The organism is Streptomyces sp. NPDC001492, assembly GCF_053597275.1.
Window position 1 is genome coordinate 73,221 of sequence record NZ_JBSFHW010000022.1, and the last position, 20,344, is coordinate 93,564.

Annotated in this window: 20 protein-coding genes and 1 pseudogene; 5 read left to right on the forward strand and 16 right to left on the reverse strand. The window is 70.6% G+C overall.

What is annotated here, in order from left to right:
* Positions 1 to 2: 2 nt before the first annotated feature.
* The 4 genes from ACWC1K_RS26815 to ACWC1K_RS26830 form a co-directional block, all read right to left on the reverse strand.
* Positions 3 to 953 (reverse strand): cytochrome c oxidase assembly protein, encoded by a 951-nt coding sequence (locus ACWC1K_RS26815; protein WP_450834914.1) that lies wholly within the window; start codon positions 951 to 953, stop codon positions 3 to 5.
* 120 nt (positions 954 to 1,073) lie between these two features.
* On the reverse strand, positions 1,074 to 2,099 hold the full coding sequence (locus ACWC1K_RS26820) for a 6-phosphofructokinase (protein ID WP_450834916.1): 1,026 nt from the start codon (positions 2,097 to 2,099) through the stop codon (positions 1,074 to 1,076).
* A 180-nt stretch (positions 2,100 to 2,279) separates the two neighbouring features.
* Entirely contained in the window at positions 2,280 to 3,008 is a 729-nt protein-coding gene (locus ACWC1K_RS26825; protein ID WP_351479344.1) for a type 1 glutamine amidotransferase, read from the reverse strand.
* 16 nt (positions 3,009 to 3,024) lie between these two features.
* A complete protein-coding gene (locus tag ACWC1K_RS26830) occupies positions 3,025 to 4,263 on the reverse strand; it encodes a MurT ligase domain-containing protein (protein WP_351479341.1) in 1,239 nt (412 codons plus the stop codon).
* A gap of 113 nt (positions 4,264 to 4,376) precedes the next feature.
* Between ACWC1K_RS26830 and def the strand changes: the two genes are divergently transcribed.
* Positions 4,377 to 4,916, forward strand: a complete 540-nt coding sequence (gene def / locus ACWC1K_RS26835) for a peptide deformylase (RefSeq protein WP_450834918.1) — start codon at positions 4,377 to 4,379, stop codon at positions 4,914 to 4,916.
* A 4-nt stretch (positions 4,917 to 4,920) separates the two neighbouring features.
* Here def and ACWC1K_RS26840 read toward each other — a convergent pair whose 3' ends face one another.
* The gene (locus ACWC1K_RS26840) at positions 4,921 to 5,565 is read right to left on the reverse strand and encodes a TetR family transcriptional regulator (protein ID WP_450834920.1); all 645 of its coding nucleotides are present in this window, start codon (positions 5,563 to 5,565) and stop codon (positions 4,921 to 4,923) included.
* Positions 5,566 to 5,750: 185 nt separating this feature from the next.
* Between ACWC1K_RS26840 and ACWC1K_RS26845 the strand changes: the two genes are divergently transcribed.
* Entirely contained in the window at positions 5,751 to 6,980 is a 1,230-nt protein-coding gene (locus tag ACWC1K_RS26845; RefSeq protein ID WP_450834922.1) for an acyl-CoA dehydrogenase family protein, read from the forward strand.
* Between the two features lie 91 nt (positions 6,981 to 7,071).
* On the opposite strand, the gene ACWC1K_RS26850 is transcribed toward ACWC1K_RS26845, so the two are convergent.
* The 3 genes and pseudogenes from ACWC1K_RS26850 to ACWC1K_RS26860 all read right to left on the reverse strand — a co-directional run.
* Positions 7,072 to 7,593 (reverse strand): cupin domain-containing protein, encoded by a 522-nt coding sequence (locus ACWC1K_RS26850; protein WP_450834924.1) that lies wholly within the window; start codon positions 7,591 to 7,593, stop codon positions 7,072 to 7,074.
* Between the two features lie 7 nt (positions 7,594 to 7,600).
* On the reverse strand, positions 7,601 to 8,815 hold the full coding sequence (locus ACWC1K_RS26855; protein ID WP_450834926.1) for a cytochrome P450: 1,215 nt from the start codon (positions 8,813 to 8,815) through the stop codon (positions 7,601 to 7,603).
* Between the two features lie 7 nt (positions 8,816 to 8,822).
* Positions 8,823 to 9,899 (reverse strand): annotated as a pseudogene (locus ACWC1K_RS26860) (type III polyketide synthase); the annotation flags it as partial.
* Positions 9,900 to 10,070: 171 nt separating this feature from the next.
* Here ACWC1K_RS26860 and ACWC1K_RS26865 point away from each other — a divergent pair.
* On the forward strand, positions 10,071 to 10,736 hold the full coding sequence (locus ACWC1K_RS26865) for a thiaminase II/PqqC family protein (RefSeq protein ID WP_450834928.1): 666 nt from the start codon (positions 10,071 to 10,073) through the stop codon (positions 10,734 to 10,736).
* Positions 10,737 to 10,742: 6 nt separating this feature from the next.
* Here ACWC1K_RS26865 and ACWC1K_RS26870 read toward each other — a convergent pair whose 3' ends face one another.
* From ACWC1K_RS26870 to ACWC1K_RS26890, 5 genes are all read right to left on the reverse strand, one after another.
* Positions 10,743 to 10,979, reverse strand: coding sequence for a DUF6213 family protein (locus ACWC1K_RS26870; RefSeq protein ID WP_351479321.1), 237 nt, complete (start codon positions 10,977 to 10,979; stop codon positions 10,743 to 10,745).
* Between the two features lie 25 nt (positions 10,980 to 11,004).
* Positions 11,005 to 12,399, reverse strand: a complete 1,395-nt coding sequence (locus ACWC1K_RS26875) for an NADP-dependent succinic semialdehyde dehydrogenase (protein ID WP_450834930.1) — start codon at positions 12,397 to 12,399, stop codon at positions 11,005 to 11,007.
* Between the two features lie 78 nt (positions 12,400 to 12,477).
* Positions 12,478 to 12,963, reverse strand: coding sequence for an NUDIX domain-containing protein (locus tag ACWC1K_RS26880; protein WP_450834932.1), 486 nt, complete (start codon positions 12,961 to 12,963; stop codon positions 12,478 to 12,480).
* Entirely contained in the window at positions 12,960 to 14,498 is a 1,539-nt protein-coding gene (locus tag ACWC1K_RS26885) for an ATP-dependent DNA ligase (RefSeq protein WP_450834934.1), read from the reverse strand. Before ACWC1K_RS26885 ends, ACWC1K_RS26880 begins: the two co-directional genes overlap by 4 nt.
* Before the next feature lie 51 nt (positions 14,499 to 14,549).
* Positions 14,550 to 15,491: an NAD(P)/FAD-dependent oxidoreductase gene (locus tag ACWC1K_RS26890; protein ID WP_450834936.1), complete on the reverse strand. Its 942-nt coding sequence runs from the start codon at positions 15,489 to 15,491 to the stop codon at positions 14,550 to 14,552.
* 80 nt (positions 15,492 to 15,571) lie between these two features.
* Between ACWC1K_RS26890 and ACWC1K_RS26895 the strand changes: the two genes are divergently transcribed.
* Both ACWC1K_RS26895 and ACWC1K_RS26900 read left to right on the forward strand, forming a co-directional pair.
* On the forward strand, positions 15,572 to 16,153 hold the full coding sequence (locus tag ACWC1K_RS26895; protein WP_351479306.1) for a helix-turn-helix domain-containing protein: 582 nt from the start codon (positions 15,572 to 15,574) through the stop codon (positions 16,151 to 16,153).
* Positions 16,154 to 16,262: 109 nt separating this feature from the next.
* A complete protein-coding gene (locus ACWC1K_RS26900; RefSeq protein WP_450834938.1) occupies positions 16,263 to 17,042 on the forward strand; it encodes a hypothetical protein in 780 nt (259 codons plus the stop codon).
* A 98-nt stretch (positions 17,043 to 17,140) separates the two neighbouring features.
* Here ACWC1K_RS26900 and ACWC1K_RS26905 read toward each other — a convergent pair whose 3' ends face one another.
* From ACWC1K_RS26905 to ACWC1K_RS26915, 3 genes are all read right to left on the reverse strand, one after another.
* Positions 17,141 to 18,283 (reverse strand): LacI family DNA-binding transcriptional regulator, encoded by a 1,143-nt coding sequence (locus ACWC1K_RS26905; protein ID WP_450834940.1) that lies wholly within the window; start codon positions 18,281 to 18,283, stop codon positions 17,141 to 17,143.
* Between the two features lie 143 nt (positions 18,284 to 18,426).
* The gene (locus ACWC1K_RS26910; RefSeq protein ID WP_450834942.1) at positions 18,427 to 18,570 is read right to left on the reverse strand and encodes a hypothetical protein; all 144 of its coding nucleotides are present in this window, start codon (positions 18,568 to 18,570) and stop codon (positions 18,427 to 18,429) included.
* 122 nt (positions 18,571 to 18,692) lie between these two features.
* Positions 18,693 to 20,321 carry a serine/threonine-protein kinase gene (locus ACWC1K_RS26915; protein WP_450834944.1) on the reverse strand — a complete coding sequence of 543 codons (1,629 nt, stop codon included), beginning with the start codon at positions 20,319 to 20,321 and terminating at the stop codon, positions 18,693 to 18,695.
* Positions 20,322 to 20,344 lie beyond the last annotated feature (23 nt).

The window sequence follows — 20,344 nt, forward strand, 5'->3', positions numbered from 1 at the left end:
CTTCATTGCCCGCGTGCGTTCAATGAGGCCAAATAGGCGTTGTATGCCTCGAGTTCCTTGTCGCCGTCACGGTCGGCGGCCCGGTCCTTGCGCCGGGCCTGCCGCTGCTCGGAGCCGTACCACTGGAACAGCAGGGCGAGCAGCACCAGCACGGAGGGAATCTCGCTGAACGCCCAGGCGATGCCGCCGGCCGCGGTCTGGTCGGAGAGCGCCTCGACGCCGAGCGAGGCGGGCGGGTTCTTGAACGTCTCCACCATCGGCGTCGACGCCATCATCAGCGCGATGCCGAAGAACGCGTGGAACGGCATGCCCGCGAACAGCTCCAGCATCCGCATCAGATAACCCGGCCGCTGCGGCCCGGGGTCCACCCCGATGATCGGCCAGAAGAACACGACGCCCACGGCGAGGAAGTGCACCATCATCGCGACGTGCCCCGCCTTGGAGCCCATCAGGAAGTCGAAGATCGGTGTGAAGTACAGCGCGTACAGGCTCGCGATGAACAGCGGAATGGTGAACGCGGGATGCGTGATGATCCGCATGTACCGGCTGTGCAGCAGCATCAGCAGCAGCTCGCGCGGCCCCTTGCGGCCGTTGCCCGCCGTCGGCAGTGCGCGCAGGGCGAGCGTGACGGGCGCGCCGAGCAGGATCAGGATCGGCGACAGCATGCTGATGATCATGTGCTGCACCATGTGCACGCTGAACATGACCATGCCGTAGTCGTTGAGCTTCGTGCACATCACGAGCCCGATGGTCAGCACACCGAGGACGAACGACACCGTCCGCGCCGCCGACCACTTGTCACCGCGCCGCCGCAGCCGCACCACGCCGTACGCGTACAGCCCGAGCCCCACCAGGCAGGCCACGAGGAAGAACGGGTCCGCCGACCACTGAAGACCCCGCCCCAGCGTGAACGGCGGCAGATCCATGGTCATGCCGTGCCCGCTGTGATCCATCCAACGGCTCCTGATTCGTGGGGGTTGTGCGCTGTCTGTCCGGACCCAGAGTAGAACCGCCCCCGGTCGCTGCTGCGACCGGGGGCGGACTCTTCAATTCCGTACGAGATCACCTGCGCACTACAGAACGCACTCCGCTTCGTCGTACCGCTCCGACGGAACCGTCTTCAGCGTCTCGACGGCCTCCGCCAGAGGGACCATCTCGATGTCGGTCCCCCGCAGCGCGGTCATCTTGCCGAACTCGCCCCGGTGCACCGCCTCCACCGCGTGCCAGCCGAAGCGGGTGGCCAGCACACGGTCGTACGCCGTCGGCGTACCGCCCCGCTGGACGTGCCCCAGGATGACCGGCCGGGCTTCCTTCCCCAGCCGCTCCTCCAGCTCGATGGAGAGCTGGCGGGCGATCCCGGCGAAGCGCTCGTGGCCGTAGATGTCCTTGCCGCCCTCGTCGAACTCCATGGACCCGGCCTTCGGCTTGGCGCCCTCCGCTGCCACGACGATCGCGAAGCGCTTGCCGGCCTCGAACCGCTCGCCGACCCGCCTGGCCAACTCCTCGATGTCGAAGGGCCGTTCGGGGACGACGATGGCGTGCGCGCCGGCCGCCATGCCGGAGTGCAGTGCGATCCAGCCGGTGTGCCGGCCCATGACCTCCACGACCAGGACGCGCTGGTGGGACTCGGCGGTGGTCTTGAGCCGGTCAAGGGCCTCGGTCGCGACACCGACGGCCGTGTCGAAGCCGAAGGTGACGTCCGTGACCGCGATGTCGTTGTCGATGGTCTTCGGGACGCCGACGATCGGCAGCCCGCTGTCGTACATCAGCCGGGCCGCCTTCAGCGTGCCCTCACCGCCGATGGGGATGATCGCGTCGAGGCCGAGCTCCTCGACATGGCCCTTGGCCCGCTCCACGCCGTCGCGCAGATGCGAGGGCTGGACCCGGGAGGAGCCGAGAATCGTGCCGCCGCGGGCCAGGATGCCGCCCACCGCGTCGAGGTCCAGCTTGAGGTAGTCGCACTCGAGGAGGCCTTTCCAGCCGTCCCGGAAGCCGATGACCTCGTCGCCGTGGTCGACGACGGCGCGGTGCACGACGGACCGGATGACGGCGTTCAGGCCGGGGCAGTCGCCGCCGGACGTGAGGACACCAATGCGCATAGCCCGAAAGAACCTTCTCAACGTGGGCCGGGACCGGACCCCGTCGTCCGGCACGAACCCCGCCACCCTAGCGGCAGGAGGGGGCGGGGCCGAAGCATGCGTCCGCCTGCTGGACGACCCCGCTCACCTGTGCGGACGGGGCGTCAGACGGGCCGGTGGAGCGGAGCTTGCGTCCAGGTGTCAGGCGGGCTGCTGGGCCGCCGCGATGCGCTCGTTGCGCAGGGCCTCGTACCAGCGGTCGTCGGTCGGGGGCAGCGCGTTCACGTCGAGCGCCAGCTTCAGCAGCAGGTCGGCGATCTGCGGGTTACGGGCCAGCACGGGCCCGTGCATGTACGTACCGAAGACCGTGTCGTTGTACGCGCCCTCCGTGCCGTCACCCGTGCCGTTGCCGTTGCCCAGCTTGACCTGGGCGAAGGGGCGGGCCGTCGGGCCGAGGTGGGTGACGCCCTGGTGGTTCTCGAAGCCGGTCAGCGGGGGCAGGCCGAGGCGCGGGTCGATGTCGGCGAGCACGTCACCGACGCAGCGGTCGCCCTCACCCCGTACCGAGACCACGTCAAGGAGCCCGAGGCCGGGCTCGCGCTGGCCGAGGTCGTTGATGAACTCGTGGCCGAGGATCTGGTAGCCGGCGCAGACGGAGAAGACGATCGCGCCGTTCTCCACGGCCCGGTGCAGTCCGCCGTCCCGGCGCAGCCGCTCGGCCGCGAGCCGCTGCGGACGGTCCTCGCCGCCGCCGATCAGATAGATGTCCCCGGAGGTCGGGATCGCCTGGTCGCTGCGCACGTCGAGACGCGCCACGTCGAGGCGGCGCTGCCGGGCGCGGCGCTCCACGACGAGGACGTTGCCCTGGTCGCCGTAGGTGCTGAGCAGGTCGGGGTAGATCCAGACGACCCGCAGCTGGTTGTCGCTCACAAAAGTCCCCTGAGTGTCAGTTGCCCACGCGGCGGCGCAGGTCCTGGAAGGCGGTGTAGTTGGCGATGACCTCGATCCGGCCGGGCGGGCTCATCTGCACCGCCTGGTCGAGGTCGTCGCAGACCTGGAACTGCTGGTTCGCGACCTCCAGGCGCACCGCGAGGTCCAGCTTCCGGTCGCCGATCACACAGATCGGGTGGCCGGACAGACGCGTGTAGTCGACGTCCCACAGCCAGGAGGTGTCGGTGCCGTCGGCGCTGCGCGCGTTCACGGAGAGGATCACCGGGGTGGGCGGAGGATCGATCAGGCTGAACGTTTCGAGCCAGCCCGCCGGGTTCTTCGCGAGCAGCAGCCTCAGGTCGCGCTGCTGGAACTGCACCACGTCGTAGCGCCCGGCGACGGCCTGCACCTGGTACATGCGTTCCAGGGCGACCTGCGGCGGCACACCGAAGACGGCGGCCACGGCGGCGGAGCTGGCCGCGTTCGCCTTGTTGGCGCGGCCGGGCAGCTGCAGATGGATCGGCCAGGCGGAGCCGTGCGGGTCGAGGACGTGGTCCCCGGAGAGCGCCCAGCTCGGCGTGGGGCGGCGGAAACCGCACTCACCGCAGAACCAGTCGTCGCCCGGGCGCTGCATCACACCACCGCAGGACGGGCAGGACCAGGCGTCGTCCTTCCACATCTGCCCGGCGGCGACCCAGATCACATTGGGGGAGGAGGACGCGGCCCACACGACCAGCGGGTCGTCGGCGTTGGCGACGATGACCGCCTTCGACCCGGCCAGCCCCTCACGCCAGTTCTCCGCCAGCATGCGGGTCTCCGCGGCGCGGTCGAGCTGGTCGCGGGAGAGGTTCAGCAGCGCGATGCACTTCGGGTCGGTGTCCCGGGCGACCCCGGCGAGGTACTTCTCGTCGACCTCGATGACCCCGAACCGGGCGTCCGAGCTGCCCGCGAGGGCCGAGGTGATGCCGGCCGGCATGTTGGCGCCGAGCGCGTTGGAGACGACCGGGCCCGCGGCGCGCAGCGCCTCGGCGATCAGCCGGGTGGTGGTGGTCTTGCCGTTGGTGGCCGAGACCAGGGTGACGTCCAGGTTCTGGGCGAGCCGCGCGAGGAGGTCGGGGTCGAGCTTGAGCGCCACCCGGCCACCGATCACCGAACCGCTCCCGCGCCCCGCGGCGCGCGATGCCGCCGCGACCGCCTTGCCCGCGGTCACGGCCAGCTTGGCCCGCGGCGTGAGCGGGTCCGAGTTGCCTGCCATGAGTTCTCGATCCTCCTTGCGTACGCGCCGCGCATCTGCCTGACGGCAACGTGGTGTGGACCTCAGCCTATCGAGATCCATTCACAGTCCCGAACCGCCGTACCCTGACGGCCATGCGAAACAGCTCCATTCCGGGCGCCCGAGGGCGTGTCCGGCCCCTCACCCTGCTCGGGGACCCGGTCCTGCACACCCCGTGCGAGGAGGTAACCGACTTCGGCCCCGGACTGGCAGCCCTCGTGGAGAACCTGTTCGCGACGATGTACGCGGCGCAGGGCGTCGGTCTGGCGGCGAACCAGATCGGTGAGTCTTTGCGCGTCTTCGTGTACGACTGCCCCGACGACGAGGACGTCCGCCACGTCGGCCACGTGGTGAACCCCCGGCTCGTCGAGAAGGACGGCGTGGTCGTACGCGGCCCGGAGGGCTGCCTGTCCCTGCCGGGGCTGGAGGCGGGGACGGAACGCTACGACCATGCGGTGGTGGAGGGGTTCACGGTGACGGGAGAGCCGGTGACGGTGCACGGCACGGGCTTTTTTGCACGGTGCCTGCAGCATGAGTGCGACCACTTGGAGGGCCGGATTTACGCGGACCACTTGAAGGGCTGGCGCCACCGGAGGCTGATGCGCCAGGTGACGCGAGCGTCTTGGCGCCGGTGAGGCCTCAGAACCCCGGACCACCTATCTTGTCGCCGGCGGCAGCCAGCCGCCCCCACAGCAGATCGGCAAGACTCCGCACCAACTCCCCCCGAGAACAAGGTCGTTCCCCCAGCCACCAGTCCCCGGCGGCATGCATCATCCCGACTATCCCGTGCCCCCACACCCGGGCCAGCTGCTGCCCCCCGGGCCCGAGATCCAGCCGGTCCTCGATGACCTGCGCCAGCTCCTCGCCCATCCGGCGCAGCAGCGGAATCGAATGCTTGCCGACGTCGAAGCCCTGCTCCCCGCCCGGGCTGCCCTCCGCCGGATGCATCAGGAACCGGTACACCTGCGGACGTGCCTCGATCGCCGCGAGATAGGTGTCGAGGGTGGCCTCGACCCGCTCCCGCCGGCCCGCCGGGGCGTCCAGCGCCGCCCGGAGCGAGTTCAGCAACGCGTCGGTGTGCCGCTTGGCCAAGGCGGCGTACAGTCCGCTCTTGTCGCCGAAGTGCCGGTACAGGATCGGCTTGGTGATGCCGGCCTCCGCGGCGATGGCGTTCATCGAGGCCTGCGGTCCGTCGCGCAGCACCACTCTGTCGGCGGCCTCCAGCAGCTCGCGCCGACGTCGGTCGGCGGACCGCTGCTGCTCGGTCCGCTGCGTGGTGTCCATGAGCTCTCCCCACCCGTGCTTATTCGGTGACGCCTGCGCAAACTAACACTCAACATGGCCCCTGCATCGAACGGGCTGCCGACCCGTCCCGCCCCGCCATCAGGAGTTGACTTCTCCTACCCGCGAGTAACAGACTGGAGTTACCGCTAGTAACATGCAAGAGCACCGCCGCCGCTGGAGGGGACATGGCCGAGTTCACCATGGAGCTCAACGACGAACAGAAGGAGGTCCGGGACTGGCTGCACGGCTTCTCCGCCGACGTCATCCGCCCTGCGGCCGCCGAATGGGACGAGCGTGAGGAGACTCCCTGGCCGGTCATCCAGGAGGCCGCGAAGGTAGGCATCTACTCCCTCGACTTCTACGCCCAGCAGTACTTCGACCCCACCGGGCTGGGCATTCCGATGGCCATGGAGGAGCTGTTCTGGGGCGACGCGGGCATCGCCCTGTCGATCGTAGGCACGGGGCTCGCCGCCGTGGGCGTTCTCGCCAACGGTACCGAGGAACAGATCGGCACCTGGATCCCGCAGATGTACGGCGACACGAACGATGTCAAGGTCGCCGCGTTCTGCTCCTCCGAGCCCGACGCCGGTTCGGACGTGGCCTCCATGCGTACGCGTGCCGTCTACGACGAGGCCAAGGACGAGTGGGTGCTCAACGGCACCAAGACCTGGGCGACCAACGGCGGCATCGCCAACGTCCACGTCGTGGTCGCGGTCGTGGACCCGGATCTCGGCTCCAAGGGCCATGCGTCCTTCATCGTCCCGCCGAACACACCGGGCCTGTCCCAGGGCCAGAAGTTCAAGAAGCACGGCATCCGCGCCTCGCACACCGCCGAGGTCGTCCTGGAGAACGTCCGCGTCCCCGGCTCCTGCCTGCTCGGCGGCAAGGAGAAGCTCGACGAGCGCCTCGCCCGGGCCCGGGAGCGGGCGAAGGCGGGCAACGGCGAGCGCGTGAAGAACGCCGCCATGGCCACGTTCGAGGCCTCGCGCCCGGCGGTCGGGGCGATGGCGGTCGGTACCGCCCGGGCCGCGTACGAGGTCGCTCTCGACTACGCGAAGACGCGTGAGCAGTTCGGGCGGCCGATCATCGACAACCAGGGTGTTGCTTTCCAGCTCGCGGACATGCGGACGTCGATCGACGCGGCGCGGCTGCTGGTGTGGCGGGCCTCGTGGATGGCCGTCAACGGCAAGCAGTTCACTGCTGCCGAGGGGTCCATGTCGAAGCTGTTCGCCAGCGAGACGGCCAAGAAGGTCACCGCGCAGGCGGTGCAGATTCTTGGCGGGAATGGCTATACGCGGGAGTACCCCGTGGAGCGGATGCATCGGGATGCCGCGATTTACACGATCTTCGAGGGGACGAGTGAGATTCAGCGGCTGGTGATTGCCAGGACGCTTTCGGGGATGTCCATTCGGTAGTACGCGGGCTGCGGGTGTGTGGGGGCTTGTCGCGCCCACGCGGCGGAGCCGCACATCGATACAGCCCCGCGCCCCTTGAGGGACGCGTCCGTCACCGGTGTTTCAGAGGTGTGAGTTGTTGGATGTCGTACCTCGCCCTCAGCTCCTCGATCGCCGCATGGTCCGGTGGGCCCCCGCCGCCCAAGATCTCCAGCAGTTCCTCGAAATAGCGCTCATGGTCCGGGGGCGGGGACGCCTGGAAGAACATCTTCGCGGGGGTGTCCGTCGGGTTGGCGAACGCGTGCGGGCAGCCCGGTGGTACGACGATGACCGTGCCGGGGGTTGCCCGGACCACGCGGCTGCCCGAACCGGACTCCCAGCGCTGCCAGTTGTCGGGGGTCCGGACCCGCGGCTCGAAGGCGAGGACGTCCAGTTCGCCTTCGAGCACGTAGAACAACTCCTCGCTTCGCGTGTGCACATGGGCGCCGACGTCGAAGCCGGGCGGTACCTCCACCTCGAAGGTGGACGCCGTGCGCGAGTGCGTGCCGGTCACCTTGAACGTGACGCGCTGGGCCGGGGTCTCCACGACCCGGCCGTGGCCCGGCGGTACCAGCAGACCCTCCGTCGCCGTCACCGGCTGCTCACCATGTGACCGGCAGTGCTTCGGGACCGCGGATCAACGCCCCCTTCTTGAACGGCACTTGGCCGGGTGGTACGGCGAGCCTCAGGTCCGGAACCCGGTCCAGCAGCGCGTCGACGAGCAGCTGCGACTCCAGCCGGGCCAGCATGCCGCCCGGGCAGTAGTGCGGGCCGAAGCCGAACGACACATGAGGGTTCGGGGCGCGGGTGAAGTCGATCGTCTCCGGGTCCGGGAAGACGTCCGGGTCGCGGTTGGCGGCCAGGTAGGAGACGTAGATCGGGTCGCCCGCGCGGATCCGTACGCCTCTGATCTCCACGTCCTGCATCGCGATGCGCGAGAGACCGACCGCGTTGCGGTGCGGGATGTAGCGCAGCAGCTCGTCGATGGCCTGGGGACGGATCTCCGGCTCCGCGCGAAGGTGCGCCGCCAGGTCGGGGCGGGTCAGCAGGAGGTAGAACATCTGGCCGCTGTTGTTGGTGACCGCCTCGCCGCCGATCTGCAGGAGTACGGCGAGACCGACGGCCTCCTCCAGGGTGATCTCCTCGCGGCCGACGGCGGCGCCGAGCAGGGACGCCACGTCCTCGCCGGAGCTGCCCTCCCGCAGGGCGATGAGGTCGGCGAAGTAGGCGCCCATCTCGTTCTTGGCCTTCTCGCTGACCTTCGCGCCGTGCGAGGAGGACAGGATCAGCTGGGTCCAGGTGTGCATGCCGTGCCGGTCGGCGGCCGGGACGCCCATCAGCTCGCAGATCACCGCGATGGGGAAGGGGGTGAGGACGGTCGCGGTGAGGTCCGCAGGGGGGCCGTCCTGCAACAGCTCGTCGACCAGCTCGTCCAGCAGCAGCCGCGACCGTTCGCGCACCCGCTCCACGCCCTTCGCCGTGAACGCGGCGGCCACCGAGCGGCGCAGCCGGGTGTGGTCCGGCGGATCGAGGAAGCCGACCGCGCCGCGCTGCGGGATGAAGTGCGGGGCGAGCCGGGTGACCGGCTGGTCCATGACCGCCTCACGGCTGAAGCGGGGGTCGTTGGTCACCATGCGGACGTCGTCGTAGCGCGTGACCAGCCAGGCCCAGCCCTCGCCGTTGGGCAGCTGGATGCGGGTGACGGGGCCCTCACGCATCAGCTCGGCCAGCACCGGGTCGAAGTCGACACCGGTCAGGTCGAGGGCCGGCCAGTGCCGGATCGGGGGGAGGGTCTCGGTGAGGGTCTCTTCAGTCATGCCGTACTCATGCCGTTCTGTCGTCGGGGCTGTGCCAGTGGCCCAGCGCCATCTCCGCGGTGATGCCGGGCCCGAAACCGGCCAGCAGCCCGCGCGCCCGGTGCTTCGCTCCGCCCTCGTCGAACATCCGGCGCAGCGCGTCGAGGACGACGGCGCTGGCGATGTTGCCGTACTCGGTGAGCGTGGCCCGGCTGAACCGGAACGCCTGCGGATCGACCTGCAGAAACTTGCTGAGGTCGTCGAGAATGCGCGGGCCGCCGGCGTGAATGATGTAGAAGTCCAGGTCGGAGGCGTCCCAGCCGTGCAGACCTGCCAGCTCCTGCAGGGCCGGCGCGAGCGGTTCCATCGTGCCCGGCACCCGCTTGTCCAGCAGGAAGTGGAATCCGGTGGCCCGGACGTCGTACATGATCCATTCCTCGGTCTTGGGGATCAGGTACGAGCCGTTGCGCACCAGCTCGATGCCCTCGCCGCCCCGTCCGCGCACCACCGCGGCGGCGATCCCGTCGCCGAACAGGCCGTTGGAGAGCAGGGATCCGACGCCCAGGTCGGTGGGCTGGTAGCACAGCGAGCAGAACTCGCAGGCCACGATCAGCGCATTGGCGTCGGGGTAGGCGGAGCAGAAGTCGTGTGCCCGGTTGATCGCGGCTCCGCCGGCCGCACAACCGAGCTGGGCTATGGGTATCTGGCGGGTGGTGCTGTCGAAGCCCATCTCGTTGATCAGCCAGGCCGTGAGCGAGGGCATCATGAAGCCCGTGCACGACACGTAGATGATCACGTCGATGTCCTTGGTCAGCAGCTCCGCGTCGTCGAGCGCCCGCTGTATGACCGCGGGGACCCGGGCTTTCGCCTCGGCCTGGTAGACCTTGTTGCGCTCCTCGAATCCGGGATGTTTCAGCGTCTCTTCGATGGGCTGCACGATGTGCCGGGTGCGAACGCCGGTGTTCTCGATCAGCCGGAGGGCCAGCGGCAGTTGCGGATGGTCGGCGTGCCGGGAGCGTGCGAGCTCCAGCGTCTCCTCCATCGTGATCACATGCTCTGGGACGGACACCGAGGGTCTGCACAAAGTCGCCATGAACCGTCCTGCTTTCGCCGTCCGGAAGGCTTTCGGCCCCCGGGTCGAAAAGGGTTCACCTCTGGGGGTGGTTCATCCACGATCACCCGACGAGGCGACGATCTCGCGCCGGACTACTCCGTATCGGGGACCCCGTGCCAAGGTCGAAGCAGGAGCCCCGCATCCGATCCCATGGAGGACGCAATGACGCGTACGGCCACGGAACTGCTGGAGACGACCACCGTGAAGCTGGCCCCGGACCCGCACGCCAACCCGATCGTCCCCCGCATCGCCCGGGGCGAGGCCTCCCGCGACACACTCGCCACGCTGGCACTGGAACAGCACTGGGTGATCCCGGCGGACCGCCGGGCGTTCCTCCATCTGGCGCAACGGGCCGCGGAGGAACCGGAGGCCGCCGCGTTCTTCGGGATGCTCGCCGACGGCGAGGCGCTGGCAGCCGAACGGCTGCGGCCGTTCGCGCGGGCATGCGGCATCGACGAGGCCAGGACGCTCGCCTACGAGCCGCTGCCGGGCTGCCAGGCCTATCCGTCCTACGTCGCCTGGCTCGCCCTCAACGCCTCCCCGACCGACGTGGTCCTGGCCATCACCGCCAACTTCTCGGCCTGGGGCGGCTATTGCGCCACCATCGCCCAGTCCCTGCGCGCCCATTACGGCTTCAGTGACGATGCCTGCGCGTTCTTCGACTTCTTCGCCCAGCCGGCCCCCGAGTTGGACGAGAGGGCAACGGCAGCGGTCCAGGCAGGCCTGGACGCGGGCTTCCTGAACGAGGACCGTGCACACGAGTACGGCCGCTTGCTGCAAAGCTACGAGTCATTGTTCTGGTCGACGCTGCTGCAACTGGCCGAGTGACACCCCCTACGGCGCAGTCCCGCTGCTGTGAGCAATACACGCCACATCGATACGATCGGCCAGCTTCGCCAGCTCAATGGTCAAAGCCGCCACTGTGTCCTCGTCGAGCCCCGCCTCCCCGGCCTCGACCAGGTGCAGCCACCTTCCCCCCACCGTCCGCAGCAGCTTGCTCACATCAGCCGCAGCCACCTGCAGGACACCGCGGTCATCGACGATCAGAGGCAGAGTCACTTCGCGGTTCACAACCGGGATGTTAGCCGCGCAGCACTCACGCACCGTGCCAAACCGTCGTGATGTTGCAGAACTCCCGGATTCCGTGCCCGGACAGCTCACGCCCGTAACCGGACCGCTTGACCCCGCCGAACGGGAACGCCGGGTGGGAGGCGGTCATCCCGTTGACGTACACGGCGCCCGCCTCCAGGTCCCGCACGAAGCGGTCCACCTCCGCCTCGTCCCGCGTCCACACGTTCGAACTCAGGCCGAACGGCGAATCGTTGGCGATGAGTACGGCCTCGTCGAGGTCGGACGCGCGGTACAGCGTGGCGACGGGCCCGAAGGCCTCCTCGCGGTGGATGCGCATCTCCCGGGTGATCCCGGTCAGCACGGTCGGCGGGTAGTACCAGCCGGGCAGCTCGGGCCGGCGCAGCCGATGGCCGCCGCACAGCACCTGGGCCCCGCTGCGCCGCGCGTCCTCGACGAGCTCCTCCAGGTCGTCGCGCCCCTGCTCGCTCGAGAGCGGCCCGACGTCGGTGTCCTCCTCCATCGGGTCGCCGACCTTCAGCGCCTTCATGCCCTCGACGAAGCGTTCGGCGAAGGCGTCGTAGACGTCCGTGTGCACGATGAACCGTTTGGCGGCGATGCACGACTGCCCGTTGTTCTGCACGCGCGCGGTGACCGCGATCTGTGCGGCCCGGTCGAGGTCGGCGGAGGGCATGACGACGTAGGGGTCGCTGCCGCCCAGCTCAAGGACCGTCTTCTTGACCATGTCCCCGGCCGTGGAGGCGACCGCCCGCCCGGCGGGTTCGCTCCCGGTGAGGGTGGCCGCCTTGACGCGTTCGTCGCGCAGGATGTCGTCGACGGCACCGGAACCGATCAGCAGGGTCTGGAAGCAGCCCTCCGGGTAGCCCGCCTGGTGGAAGAGGTCCTCCAGGAAGAGGGCGGTCTGCGGGACGTTCGAGGCGTGCTTGAGCAGGCCCACATTGCCCGCCATCAGCGCGGGCGCCGCGAACCGGACCACCTGCCACAGCGGGAAGTTCCACGGCATCACCGCGAGGACGGGGCCGAGCGGCCGGTAGCGGACCCGGACGCGGGAGGCGCCCGAGTCCTTCACGTCGAACTCCGAGGGCTCCTCGTCGGCGAGGAGTTCCTCGGCGTGGTCGGCGTACCAGCGCATCGCCTTGGCGCACTTGGCGGCCTCCGCGCGCGCCTGTTTGATCGGCTTGCCCATCTCGGTGGTCATGACGCGGCCGATGTCCTGCTGGATCTCGTCGAGGAGACCGGCGGCCCTGTGCATGAGGCGGGCGCGTTCGGCGAAGGGCGTCGTCCGGTACGTGCGGAACGTCGCCTCCGCGAGCTGGAGCCGGCGCTCGAGCTCCTCCTCGCCCATGGCCTCGTACGTCTTGAGCGTCTCGCCGTTCGCCGGGTTCACCGTCGCGATGGGCATGGCTGACCTCCTGGGGGCGGGCTTGGTTCGACCTTCCCGCGCGCTGCCGGTGACCGCAACGCGTGGGCGCCTGTGCGGTTAATCCGATGGCTCGGATTCCTCCGAGTGCTCCGCCAGGCGGTCGAGAAACGCGGCCTGCGCCTTGACGATCACATTCTTCGCGCGGTCCAGACCGAACCACTCCACCCGGTCCAGCTCGGGGAACTCCTGGGTCTGCCCGGACCTCGGCGGCCACTCCATCCGGAAGGTGCCGGGCACGATCGTCGCCGGGTCCAGGTCGGCCTCGACCGCCCAGGCGGTGACGGTCTTGCCGCCCGTCTGCCGGACCTCGCCCAGCGCCACCGCCTCCCCGTCGGGCGGCTCAAGACCGAGCTCCTCCTGGAACTCGCGGCGGGCCGCCTCCCAGGCCGTCTCCTCCTCGGGCTCGTACTCACCCTTCGGGACGGTCCACGCCCCGGCGTCGCGCTTGGCGAAGAACGGCCCGCCCATGTGGCCCAGGAGGACCTCCAGAGCGCCACCGGTGTGCCGGAACAACAGCAGACCTGCGCTGCGCCTGCCGCTCATGGCCTCACCTCCGGGTGCGCCGCGAGCAGTGTCTCGACCGTGTCCGCCTCCTCCGGGCGCTTGTCCTCGCGGTAGCGCACCACGCGGGCGAAGCGGAGGGTGACGCCGGCCGGGTAGCGGGTGGACTTCTGCAGGCCGTCGTAGGCGATCTCGACGACGAGTTCGGGTCGTACGGTCACCACGTAGCCGTTGGTGCCCGTGGCGAGCTCCTGGAGGCGTTCGGTCTGCCAGGTGAGCATCGCGTCGGTCATCCCCTTGAAGGTCTTGCCGAGCATGGCGAAGGAGCCGTCGGGGTTGCGGGCTCCGAGGTGGAGGTTGGAGAGCTTGCCGGTGCGGCGGCCGTGGCCCCACTCGGCGGCGAGCACCACCAGGTCGAGGGTGTGCACGGGCTTGACCTTCAGCCAGGACGCGCCGCGCCGGCCCGCGCTGTAGGCGGCGTCGAGGGCCTTGACGACCACGCCCTCGTGGCCGCGCTCCAGGGTCTCGGCGAGGAAGTCCTCGGCCGCGCTCACGTCCTGCGGCCCCGAGACCAGGGCGCGCCGTACCCGCATCGGCTCGGGGACCAGCCGGGCCAGTTCGGCGTGCCGCTCGGCGAAGGGCAGGTCGAGCAGGTCGCGGTCGTCGACGGACAGCGCGTCGAAGAAGACGGGGGAGACGGGGACGGTCTCGGCGGCCGTCGCCACGTCCACGCGCGAGCCGACGCGCCCGGCCGTCTCCTGGAAGGACCGGGGCCGCCCGTCCGCCCCGAAGGAGATCACCTCGCCGTCCAGGATGAACCGCCGGACCTCCAACTCCAGGGCGGCCGTGGTGAGTTCGGGGAGGCGGTCGGTGATGTCGTCGAGGGTGCGGGTGTAGATCCGTACGCTGTCGCCGTCCCGGTGGACCTGCACCCGGATGCCGTCCAGCTTCTCCTCGACCGCGCACGCGCCCAGCTTGTCGACCGCCTCGGCCACCGAGGAGGCGCTGTGCGCCAGCATCGGCAGGACCGGGCGGCCGACGGTGAGCCGGAAGCGGTCCAGGGCCGCCGGGCCCTCGGCGAGCAGCCCCTGCGCCACCGTCTGCAGGGAACCCGCGAGCATCACCGCCCGGCGTACGTCCGCGGACGGTGCCCCGGTGGCCTGCGCCAGGCCTTCGACGGCGACGGCGTCCAGGGCGCCCTGTCGTACCTCACCGGTCAGCAGTCCGAGCAGGAACCGCTGCTCGTCCTCGGTGGCCGCTCCCATCAACTCGCCGACCAGCCGGGCCCGTTCGGCCTGCGAGCCGGTGCCCGAGACCTTGCCCAGCTCGCTGAGGAGGGCGTCCACCTGCCGCACGGTGAGCGTGGGTTCGGCGGCCGGGGAGACCGGGCGGCCGAGCACCTTCCAGCCGACGCCCAGCCGCCCCTGCGGCAGCCGTCCCGCCAGATACGGGATCACGATCGGCACGTCGTCCGCCTCGGCGTCCCGGAACAGCTCGGCGAGCAGCGCGATCTTCCGGGACCGCGCCGAGGTGGCGGCGACCTCCTGGGAGACGTGGGCGAGGCGGGCAAGCAGCATGCAGCCATCCTCCAACGGAGGCGGGCGCTCTACACCCGGACGGCGGTGGTTCTATGCCGGTACGGCCGTGTCGAGGTCGGTCATCAGCAGCTCCCCGTTGATGTAGGCCCCCGCCCGGTAGCCCCCCGCCGCCGCGTTCACGACCTGCTCGGCGAAGCCCATCGCGTTTCCGGCCGCCCAGACGCCAGGCACAGAGGTGAGCCCGGTCGGGTCGACCACGGGGTACGCGCCGAACGGCGTCTCCCGCAGTTCCGCCCCAAGCCGCTCCAGCAGATCCGTCTGCGGGAGCGCGCGGGGTGCCGTGAAGACGGCCTCGCGGGGGTGTGTCGTGCCGTCCGCGAGGCGTACGGCTGCGAGGCGGTCGTCCTCGATCACCAGCTCCGCGACCTCGCCGGCCACCACCTTCACCCCGGCCGCCGCGAGCCTGCGCAGGTCGTCGTCCGAGAGCTCCTCCTCGGCCACGGTGTGCAGGAAGAGCGTCACGTCCTTCGACCACTGGGACACCATCAGTGCCTGGTGGACGCTCAGCGGGGTCGTGGCCAGTACGCCGAAGGCCTGGTCGCGGACCTCCCAGCCGTGGCAGTACGGGCAGTGCAGCACGTCCCGGCCGAAGCGCTCGGCCACGCCGGGCACCCCCGGCAGCTCGTCCCGCAGGCCCGTGGCGATCACGAGGCGCCGTGCGCGCACGGTCCGGCCGCTCGCGAGGACGACCGCGAATTCCGCGCCCTTCGTGACGTCCACGGCCCGGTCGCGGACGAGTTCCACGCCGTACCGTGCGATCTCCTCGCGGCCGATCGCCAGGAACTCGGCGGGTGGCATGCCGTCCCGCGAGAGATAGCCGTGCATATGGGCGGCGGGGGCGTTGCGGGGCTCGCCCGCGTCGACGACGAGCGTGCGGCGCCGGGCCCGGCCCAGGACCAGCGCGGCGGAGAGCCCGGCCGCGCCCCCTCCGATCACGATCACTTCGTACTGCTCGCTGTGCTTCTCGGCCATGGGTGACCACCTCCACGCCCGACGGTCGCCCCGCCGCTGCCGCATTGACAAACCCGTTTGCCGAAACTGCAATGTCTTCCATGAGTGGCGACGACACGGACGAGGTCCTCGCGGAGGTCGGCCCCCGGCTGCGCCGGATCCGCAAGGAGCGGGGTTCCACGCTTGCCGGGCTGTCGGCGGCGACCGGCATCTCGGTCAGCACGCTGTCCCGGCTGGAGTCCGGACTGCGCAGGCCGAGCCTGGAGCTGCTGCTGCCGATCGCGCGGGCGCACCAGGTGCCGCTGGACGAGCTGGTCGGCGCGCCGCCGGCGGGGGACCCGCGGGTGCGCGGCAAGCCCCTGGTGCGGCACGGCCGCACCTTCTGGCCGCTCACCCGGCAGCCCGGCGGCCTCCAGGCCTTCAAGGTGCTGGTACCGCAGGGCACGGAGGAGCCCGAACCACGCACCCATGAGGGGTACGAGTGGCTGTACGTGCTGTCCGGGCGGCTGCGGGTGGTGCTGGGCGAGCACGACGTCGTCATGGCCGCGGGCGAGGCGGCCGAGTTCGACACACGGGTGCCGCACTGGTTCGGGTCGACGGGGGAGGGGCCGGTGGAGTTCCTGAGCCTGTTCGGGCCGCAGGGGGAGCGGATGCATGTGCGGGCGCGGCCGAAGAGGTCATGACGGTCGTGCCGATACGACAACTCGCCGCCACTGCCTGTCCGTTGGCCGTTTCACTTCTCGTAGGCCCCGGCCTGTGTGACTGCTGTGACAGGTGTTGCACACTGAGCGCATGACACGCATGAGGAAGATCGCAGCCGCGTTGTTGGCCGCATCGGCCGCGCTGCTCGCGATACCCCCCACCGCCTCCGCCACCCCCACCGCGCACAAGACCTTCTTCAGGGAGAACTTCGACCGCCTTCCCCTCGGGCCGGTCACCGCCGGCCGCGGCTGGAGCGCCGACACCTCCAACGGTTCGCTGACCGTCGAGCCCGGCGCCACCGGCCACGGACACGAACTGCGGCTCCACACCGAGGGCAACGGCCGCGCCTTCCTCGCACTGTCCGGTCTCACACCCGCCGGCAACAGCTTCTGGGCCCGGCTGCGACTGCGCGTGGACCGCCTGCCCAAGGCTCCCGACTGGGCGCACTGGACCATCGCGGAGGCTTCCGGATCCGATGTCCCCACGCTGGTACGGCCGTTGGGCGGCCAGTACGTTCCCACCTCTCAGGGCAACTTCTGGGGGGTCGGCTCCGATCTCGGCCCCACCGGCGACTGGACCGCCTGGAAGACCTCCGCTCCCGCCACGGCCGGAACCTGGCAGTGCGTCGAATTCCACCTCGACGCGACCGACGACCGCGTCACCGTCTACCTGGACGGCGCGGAACAGCCCGAGTTGACGGTGTCGAGGAAACAACACGGCGGCACCGAGGACGACTTCGTCTTCCCTCACTTCGACAGGCTCAAGCTGGGCTGGCAGTTGTACCAGGCCGACCCCAGCCCCTCCTCTTACGACATGCACATGGACGACGTGGCGCTGAGCAGCAGGCGGGTCGGCGGCTGCGGCTCCTGAGGGGACGTCTGCCGCGCAGGGCGGCGCGCCGCCGCGCCGCACACAGCCTGGTCGGCGTCGTCCGCGAGGGCTGTGGTCGGCTCGGCCTGCGGACGGGTTCAGTGCCCGGTGGACGGGCCGCCACTTGCGAGAGGCGGACGGGATGTCCTGTCGGCACGGGAGGCGGTGCGCGGCCCGCGGGCCGGGGTTTTCCGGCTCGGCGGTGGCGGCGCGGTCGAGGCGCGGACGACGAGGTCGACCGATGGGCCACTCGGCGCCAAGGACTCTGCCTTCGGGTTCTCGATGGCATGCACCAGGCGCTTGAGCCCCTCCTGGGCCACGGCGTCGAACGGCTGCCGCACCGTGGTCAGGGGAGGCGTCACATAGGCGGCGAGCGGGATGTCGTCGAAGCCCACGACGCTGACGTCACCCGGCACGCGCCGGCCGGCCTCGCCCAGCGCGCGGATCAGTCCGATCGCCATGTCGTCGTTGGCCGCGAAGACGGCGGTGACGCCGCCGTCCTCGGCCAGCTTCCGTCCCGCCCGGTAGCCGGAGGCGGCCGACCAGTCGCCCCCGACGACCGCGGGCACCTCCCGGTCCTGCGCTGTCAGGGCAGCCTGCCACCCCTCGCATCGGTCCCGGGCGGCGTACCACCGCTGCGGACCCGCGAGGTGATGGACCGTCACATGGCCGAGGGCCAGCAGGTGTTCGGTGGCGGTCCGGGCCATCAGGTCGACGCCGTGGCCCGCGGTCAGCACCATCGGCGCGGTGACGGGCGGCGGTGCGCCGAAGGCGAGGACCGGAACGTCGAGGCGGAGGGAGGGCGCTGTGCCGTCGGTCTGCTCGTCGATCGGTTCGGAGATGACGATGCCGTCCACGCCCTGATCGAGCAGCGAGTCCACGGCACCCGCGAGGCCCGCCGGGTCGCCCTTCATCGTGTTGACCACGCGCAGCGTGTAACCGGTGTCCCGGACGACCCGCTCGACACCCATGAGCAGCGAGGCCGGCCCGTACAGTGCCGTGCCCAGCGTCACCACGCCGATCGAACGGGTGCGCCCGGAGGCCAGCGCGCGGGCGGCGTTGTTCAGCCGATAGCCGAGCTGTTCGGCGACGTCGAGCACCCGCCGGCGCACCTCGGCCGAGACGTACGGCTCGTCGTTGAAGACCCGGGAGACCGTCTTCTGCGAGACACCCGCGAGCCGGGCGACGTCCACGCTGCGCGGTGCGGAGGAGCCTGCGCGCCGCCCTGTCCCTCGCGCCATGGTGCCTCCCGGTGGCCCGTCGATCGGGCTCAATCATGCCATTCGCGGCCGGGCCGACCCCTGCGGCTGACTGCGCTGTCATGCGTCAGGGGTTCGAAAGGCATCCGGAGCTGGGGGCGAGTGGGCGGGGGCCGGACTCGGCGCTACAGGATGCCGATGTTGGTGAGCGGGATGTTCCAGTCATTGCTCTCGACGTCACCACGGCCGTCCTGGGCCGCGGCCGGTACCGCGAACAGCATCAGCCCGGCGACGGCAGCGGCCAGGACGGCGACGACACGACGCTTCACGGTTCCTCCTCCATGACGGCAGTGCCGCCCACCCTGCTCCGGGCCTGCCGCCCCGCCGGCCCGGACACGCCGCGCGGCCCGAGGAATCAGCCGCTCGGTGGCGGCACCGCTCCTGCCGGCTGTCAGCTCCCGGGCAGCTCGGAGGCGGTGAAGCGCTCGAACCCCGCGTGGAAGGCCGTGCCCCGCGGGTCGGTCGCGCTGTAGTGGAAGGCGGCCACACCGCAGCCCCGCGCGTCGAAGGCGGCCCCCGTGTACGAGGCGACCCGGGTGCCGTCCACGCCGAGCTCGACCCTGATCCGGCCCGCACCGGCCGGGGAACAGGTCATCGCCATGTCGACCTGCTGCCGGCTCGCCACCTTCAGACCCACATCCGCCAGGTCGACCTCGACGACCCGGTCATGCTGGAAAGCCCCCTTGAACCGGAACTCCCGCACGATCAGGGCCTCTTGACCTGTCGTCAGGTAGGTCGCCCAGCGAGAGCCCTTCCGGTAGTCCCCCGAGCCGTTGCACCACAGCCCGACCCCGCCCTCGCCCCCGTACCACTCCGTCTGGGTGCTCAGCCGTACCGCGAACGACGACGGCTCGAAGGGCGCCTGCGGCCACACCTCCAGCTCGGTCCTCGGGTCCACCAGCATGGTCCCGCCCTGGTGCGTGATCTTCGCCAGGGTCGGGTCCTTGTGCGACCAGTCGCCCGAATCGGTCAAGTCATCGGTGTACGACAGGGGTTGGGAGCCTGCGGCGCTCTTCGGCCTCCCGGACGAGGAAGGGGAGCCCGAGCCATGGGCTCCCCCCGAGGAGGTGGTGCTCAGCACGACGGCAAGCAGCACCGCCGCCGCGGCACTGCCGGCCGCGAACCCCCACAGCCGCAGCTGCCGGGCGCTCGTGCCCAGGCGCAAGCCGCCCTTCCCGCGCCCGGCCGCCGGCAGCGGTGGCTGTGACGTCCCGGACTGCGACCGCGCGCCCTCCGCCGCCCCCGCGAGCCGGGTGACGAGCTGGGCCGCGGTGGGCCGCTGAGCCGGGTCCTTGCGCAGACAGTCGGCGATGACCGAACGGACCGGCTCCGGCACCGCCGAGAGATCCGGGTCGCGCTCGCACACCGCGACGAGCACCTCGTAGCCGCCCTCCCCCTCGAAGGGATGCCGCCCCGTGGCGGCGAAGTACAGCGTGCCGCCGAGGGAGAACACATCGGTGGCGCCGCTGACCCGCATCGACCTGACCTGCTCGGGCGACATGTACGCGGGCGAGCCGAGCACACTGCCCGGTGTGGTGAGCGCCGACTCGAGCAGCCCGTCGTCGCGGGCGATGCCGAAGTCGATGATCCGCGGCCCGTCCGGGGAGAGCAGGATGTTGGACGGTTTGATGTCCCGGTGCACGACACCCACCCGGTGCACCTGCGCCAACGCGTGCGCGACCGCCAACGCCACGGACTGCAGCCGCCCGGAGGACAGCGGGCCGCCCGCGGCCACATGCTGGTGGAGGGTGGGGCCCGGCACGAACTCGCTCACGATGTACGGATTGCGCCCGGTCAGGTCGGCATCGAGGACCCGTGCCGTGGCCAGCTCGCCGACCCGGCTCGCCGCACCGAACTCCCGCCGTACGCGGGCCAGCGCGACCTCGTCGTACTCCTTGCCCGGCAGCAGGAACTTCACCACCACCGGCTGCCCCGCCCGGTCCCGGGCGAGCCACACCACCCCTTGCCCACCCCGGCCCAGCTCACGCTCGCAGACGTACCCGCCCACCGACAGCTGCATCCGTGGATCCATGCCCCCGCCCC

Excerpts from the sequence above, each read along its gene's own strand:
- ACWC1K_RS26815 (WP_450834914.1), bottom strand. The coding sequence starts at position 953 with ATGGATCACAGCGGGCACGGCATGACCATGGATCTGCCGCCGTTCACG.
- ACWC1K_RS26820 (WP_450834916.1), bottom strand. The coding sequence starts at position 2,099 with ATGCGCATTGGTGTCCTCACGTCCGGCGGCGACTGCCCCGGCCTGAAC.
- ACWC1K_RS26830 (WP_351479341.1), bottom strand. The coding sequence starts at position 4,263 with ATGGCAGGCAACTCGGACCCGCTCACGCCGCGGGCCAAGCTGGCCGTG.
- def (WP_450834918.1), top strand. The coding sequence starts at position 4,377 with ATGCGAAACAGCTCCATTCCGGGCGCCCGAGGGCGTGTCCGGCCCCTC.
- ACWC1K_RS26840 (WP_450834920.1), bottom strand. The coding sequence starts at position 5,565 with ATGGACACCACGCAGCGGACCGAGCAGCAGCGGTCCGCCGACCGACGT.
- ACWC1K_RS26845 (WP_450834922.1), top strand. The coding sequence starts at position 5,751 with ATGGCCGAGTTCACCATGGAGCTCAACGACGAACAGAAGGAGGTCCGG.
- ACWC1K_RS26855 (WP_450834926.1), bottom strand. The coding sequence starts at position 8,815 with ATGACTGAAGAGACCCTCACCGAGACCCTCCCCCCGATCCGGCACTGG.
- ACWC1K_RS26865 (WP_450834928.1), top strand. The coding sequence starts at position 10,071 with ATGACGCGTACGGCCACGGAACTGCTGGAGACGACCACCGTGAAGCTG.
- ACWC1K_RS26875 (WP_450834930.1), bottom strand. The coding sequence starts at position 12,399 with ATGCCCATCGCGACGGTGAACCCGGCGAACGGCGAGACGCTCAAGACG.
- ACWC1K_RS26880 (WP_450834932.1), bottom strand. The coding sequence starts at position 12,963 with ATGAGCGGCAGGCGCAGCGCAGGTCTGCTGTTGTTCCGGCACACCGGT.
- ACWC1K_RS26885 (WP_450834934.1), bottom strand. The coding sequence starts at position 14,498 with ATGCTGCTTGCCCGCCTCGCCCACGTCTCCCAGGAGGTCGCCGCCACC.
- ACWC1K_RS26890 (WP_450834936.1), bottom strand. The coding sequence starts at position 15,491 with ATGGCCGAGAAGCACAGCGAGCAGTACGAAGTGATCGTGATCGGAGGG.
- ACWC1K_RS26895 (WP_351479306.1), top strand. The coding sequence starts at position 15,572 with ATGAGTGGCGACGACACGGACGAGGTCCTCGCGGAGGTCGGCCCCCGG.
- ACWC1K_RS26900 (WP_450834938.1), top strand. The coding sequence starts at position 16,263 with ATGACACGCATGAGGAAGATCGCAGCCGCGTTGTTGGCCGCATCGGCC.
- ACWC1K_RS26905 (WP_450834940.1), bottom strand. The coding sequence starts at position 18,283 with ATGGCGCGAGGGACAGGGCGGCGCGCAGGCTCCTCCGCACCGCGCAGC.
- ACWC1K_RS26915 (WP_450834944.1), bottom strand. The coding sequence starts at position 20,321 with ATGCAGCTGTCGGTGGGCGGGTACGTCTGCGAGCGTGAGCTGGGCCGG.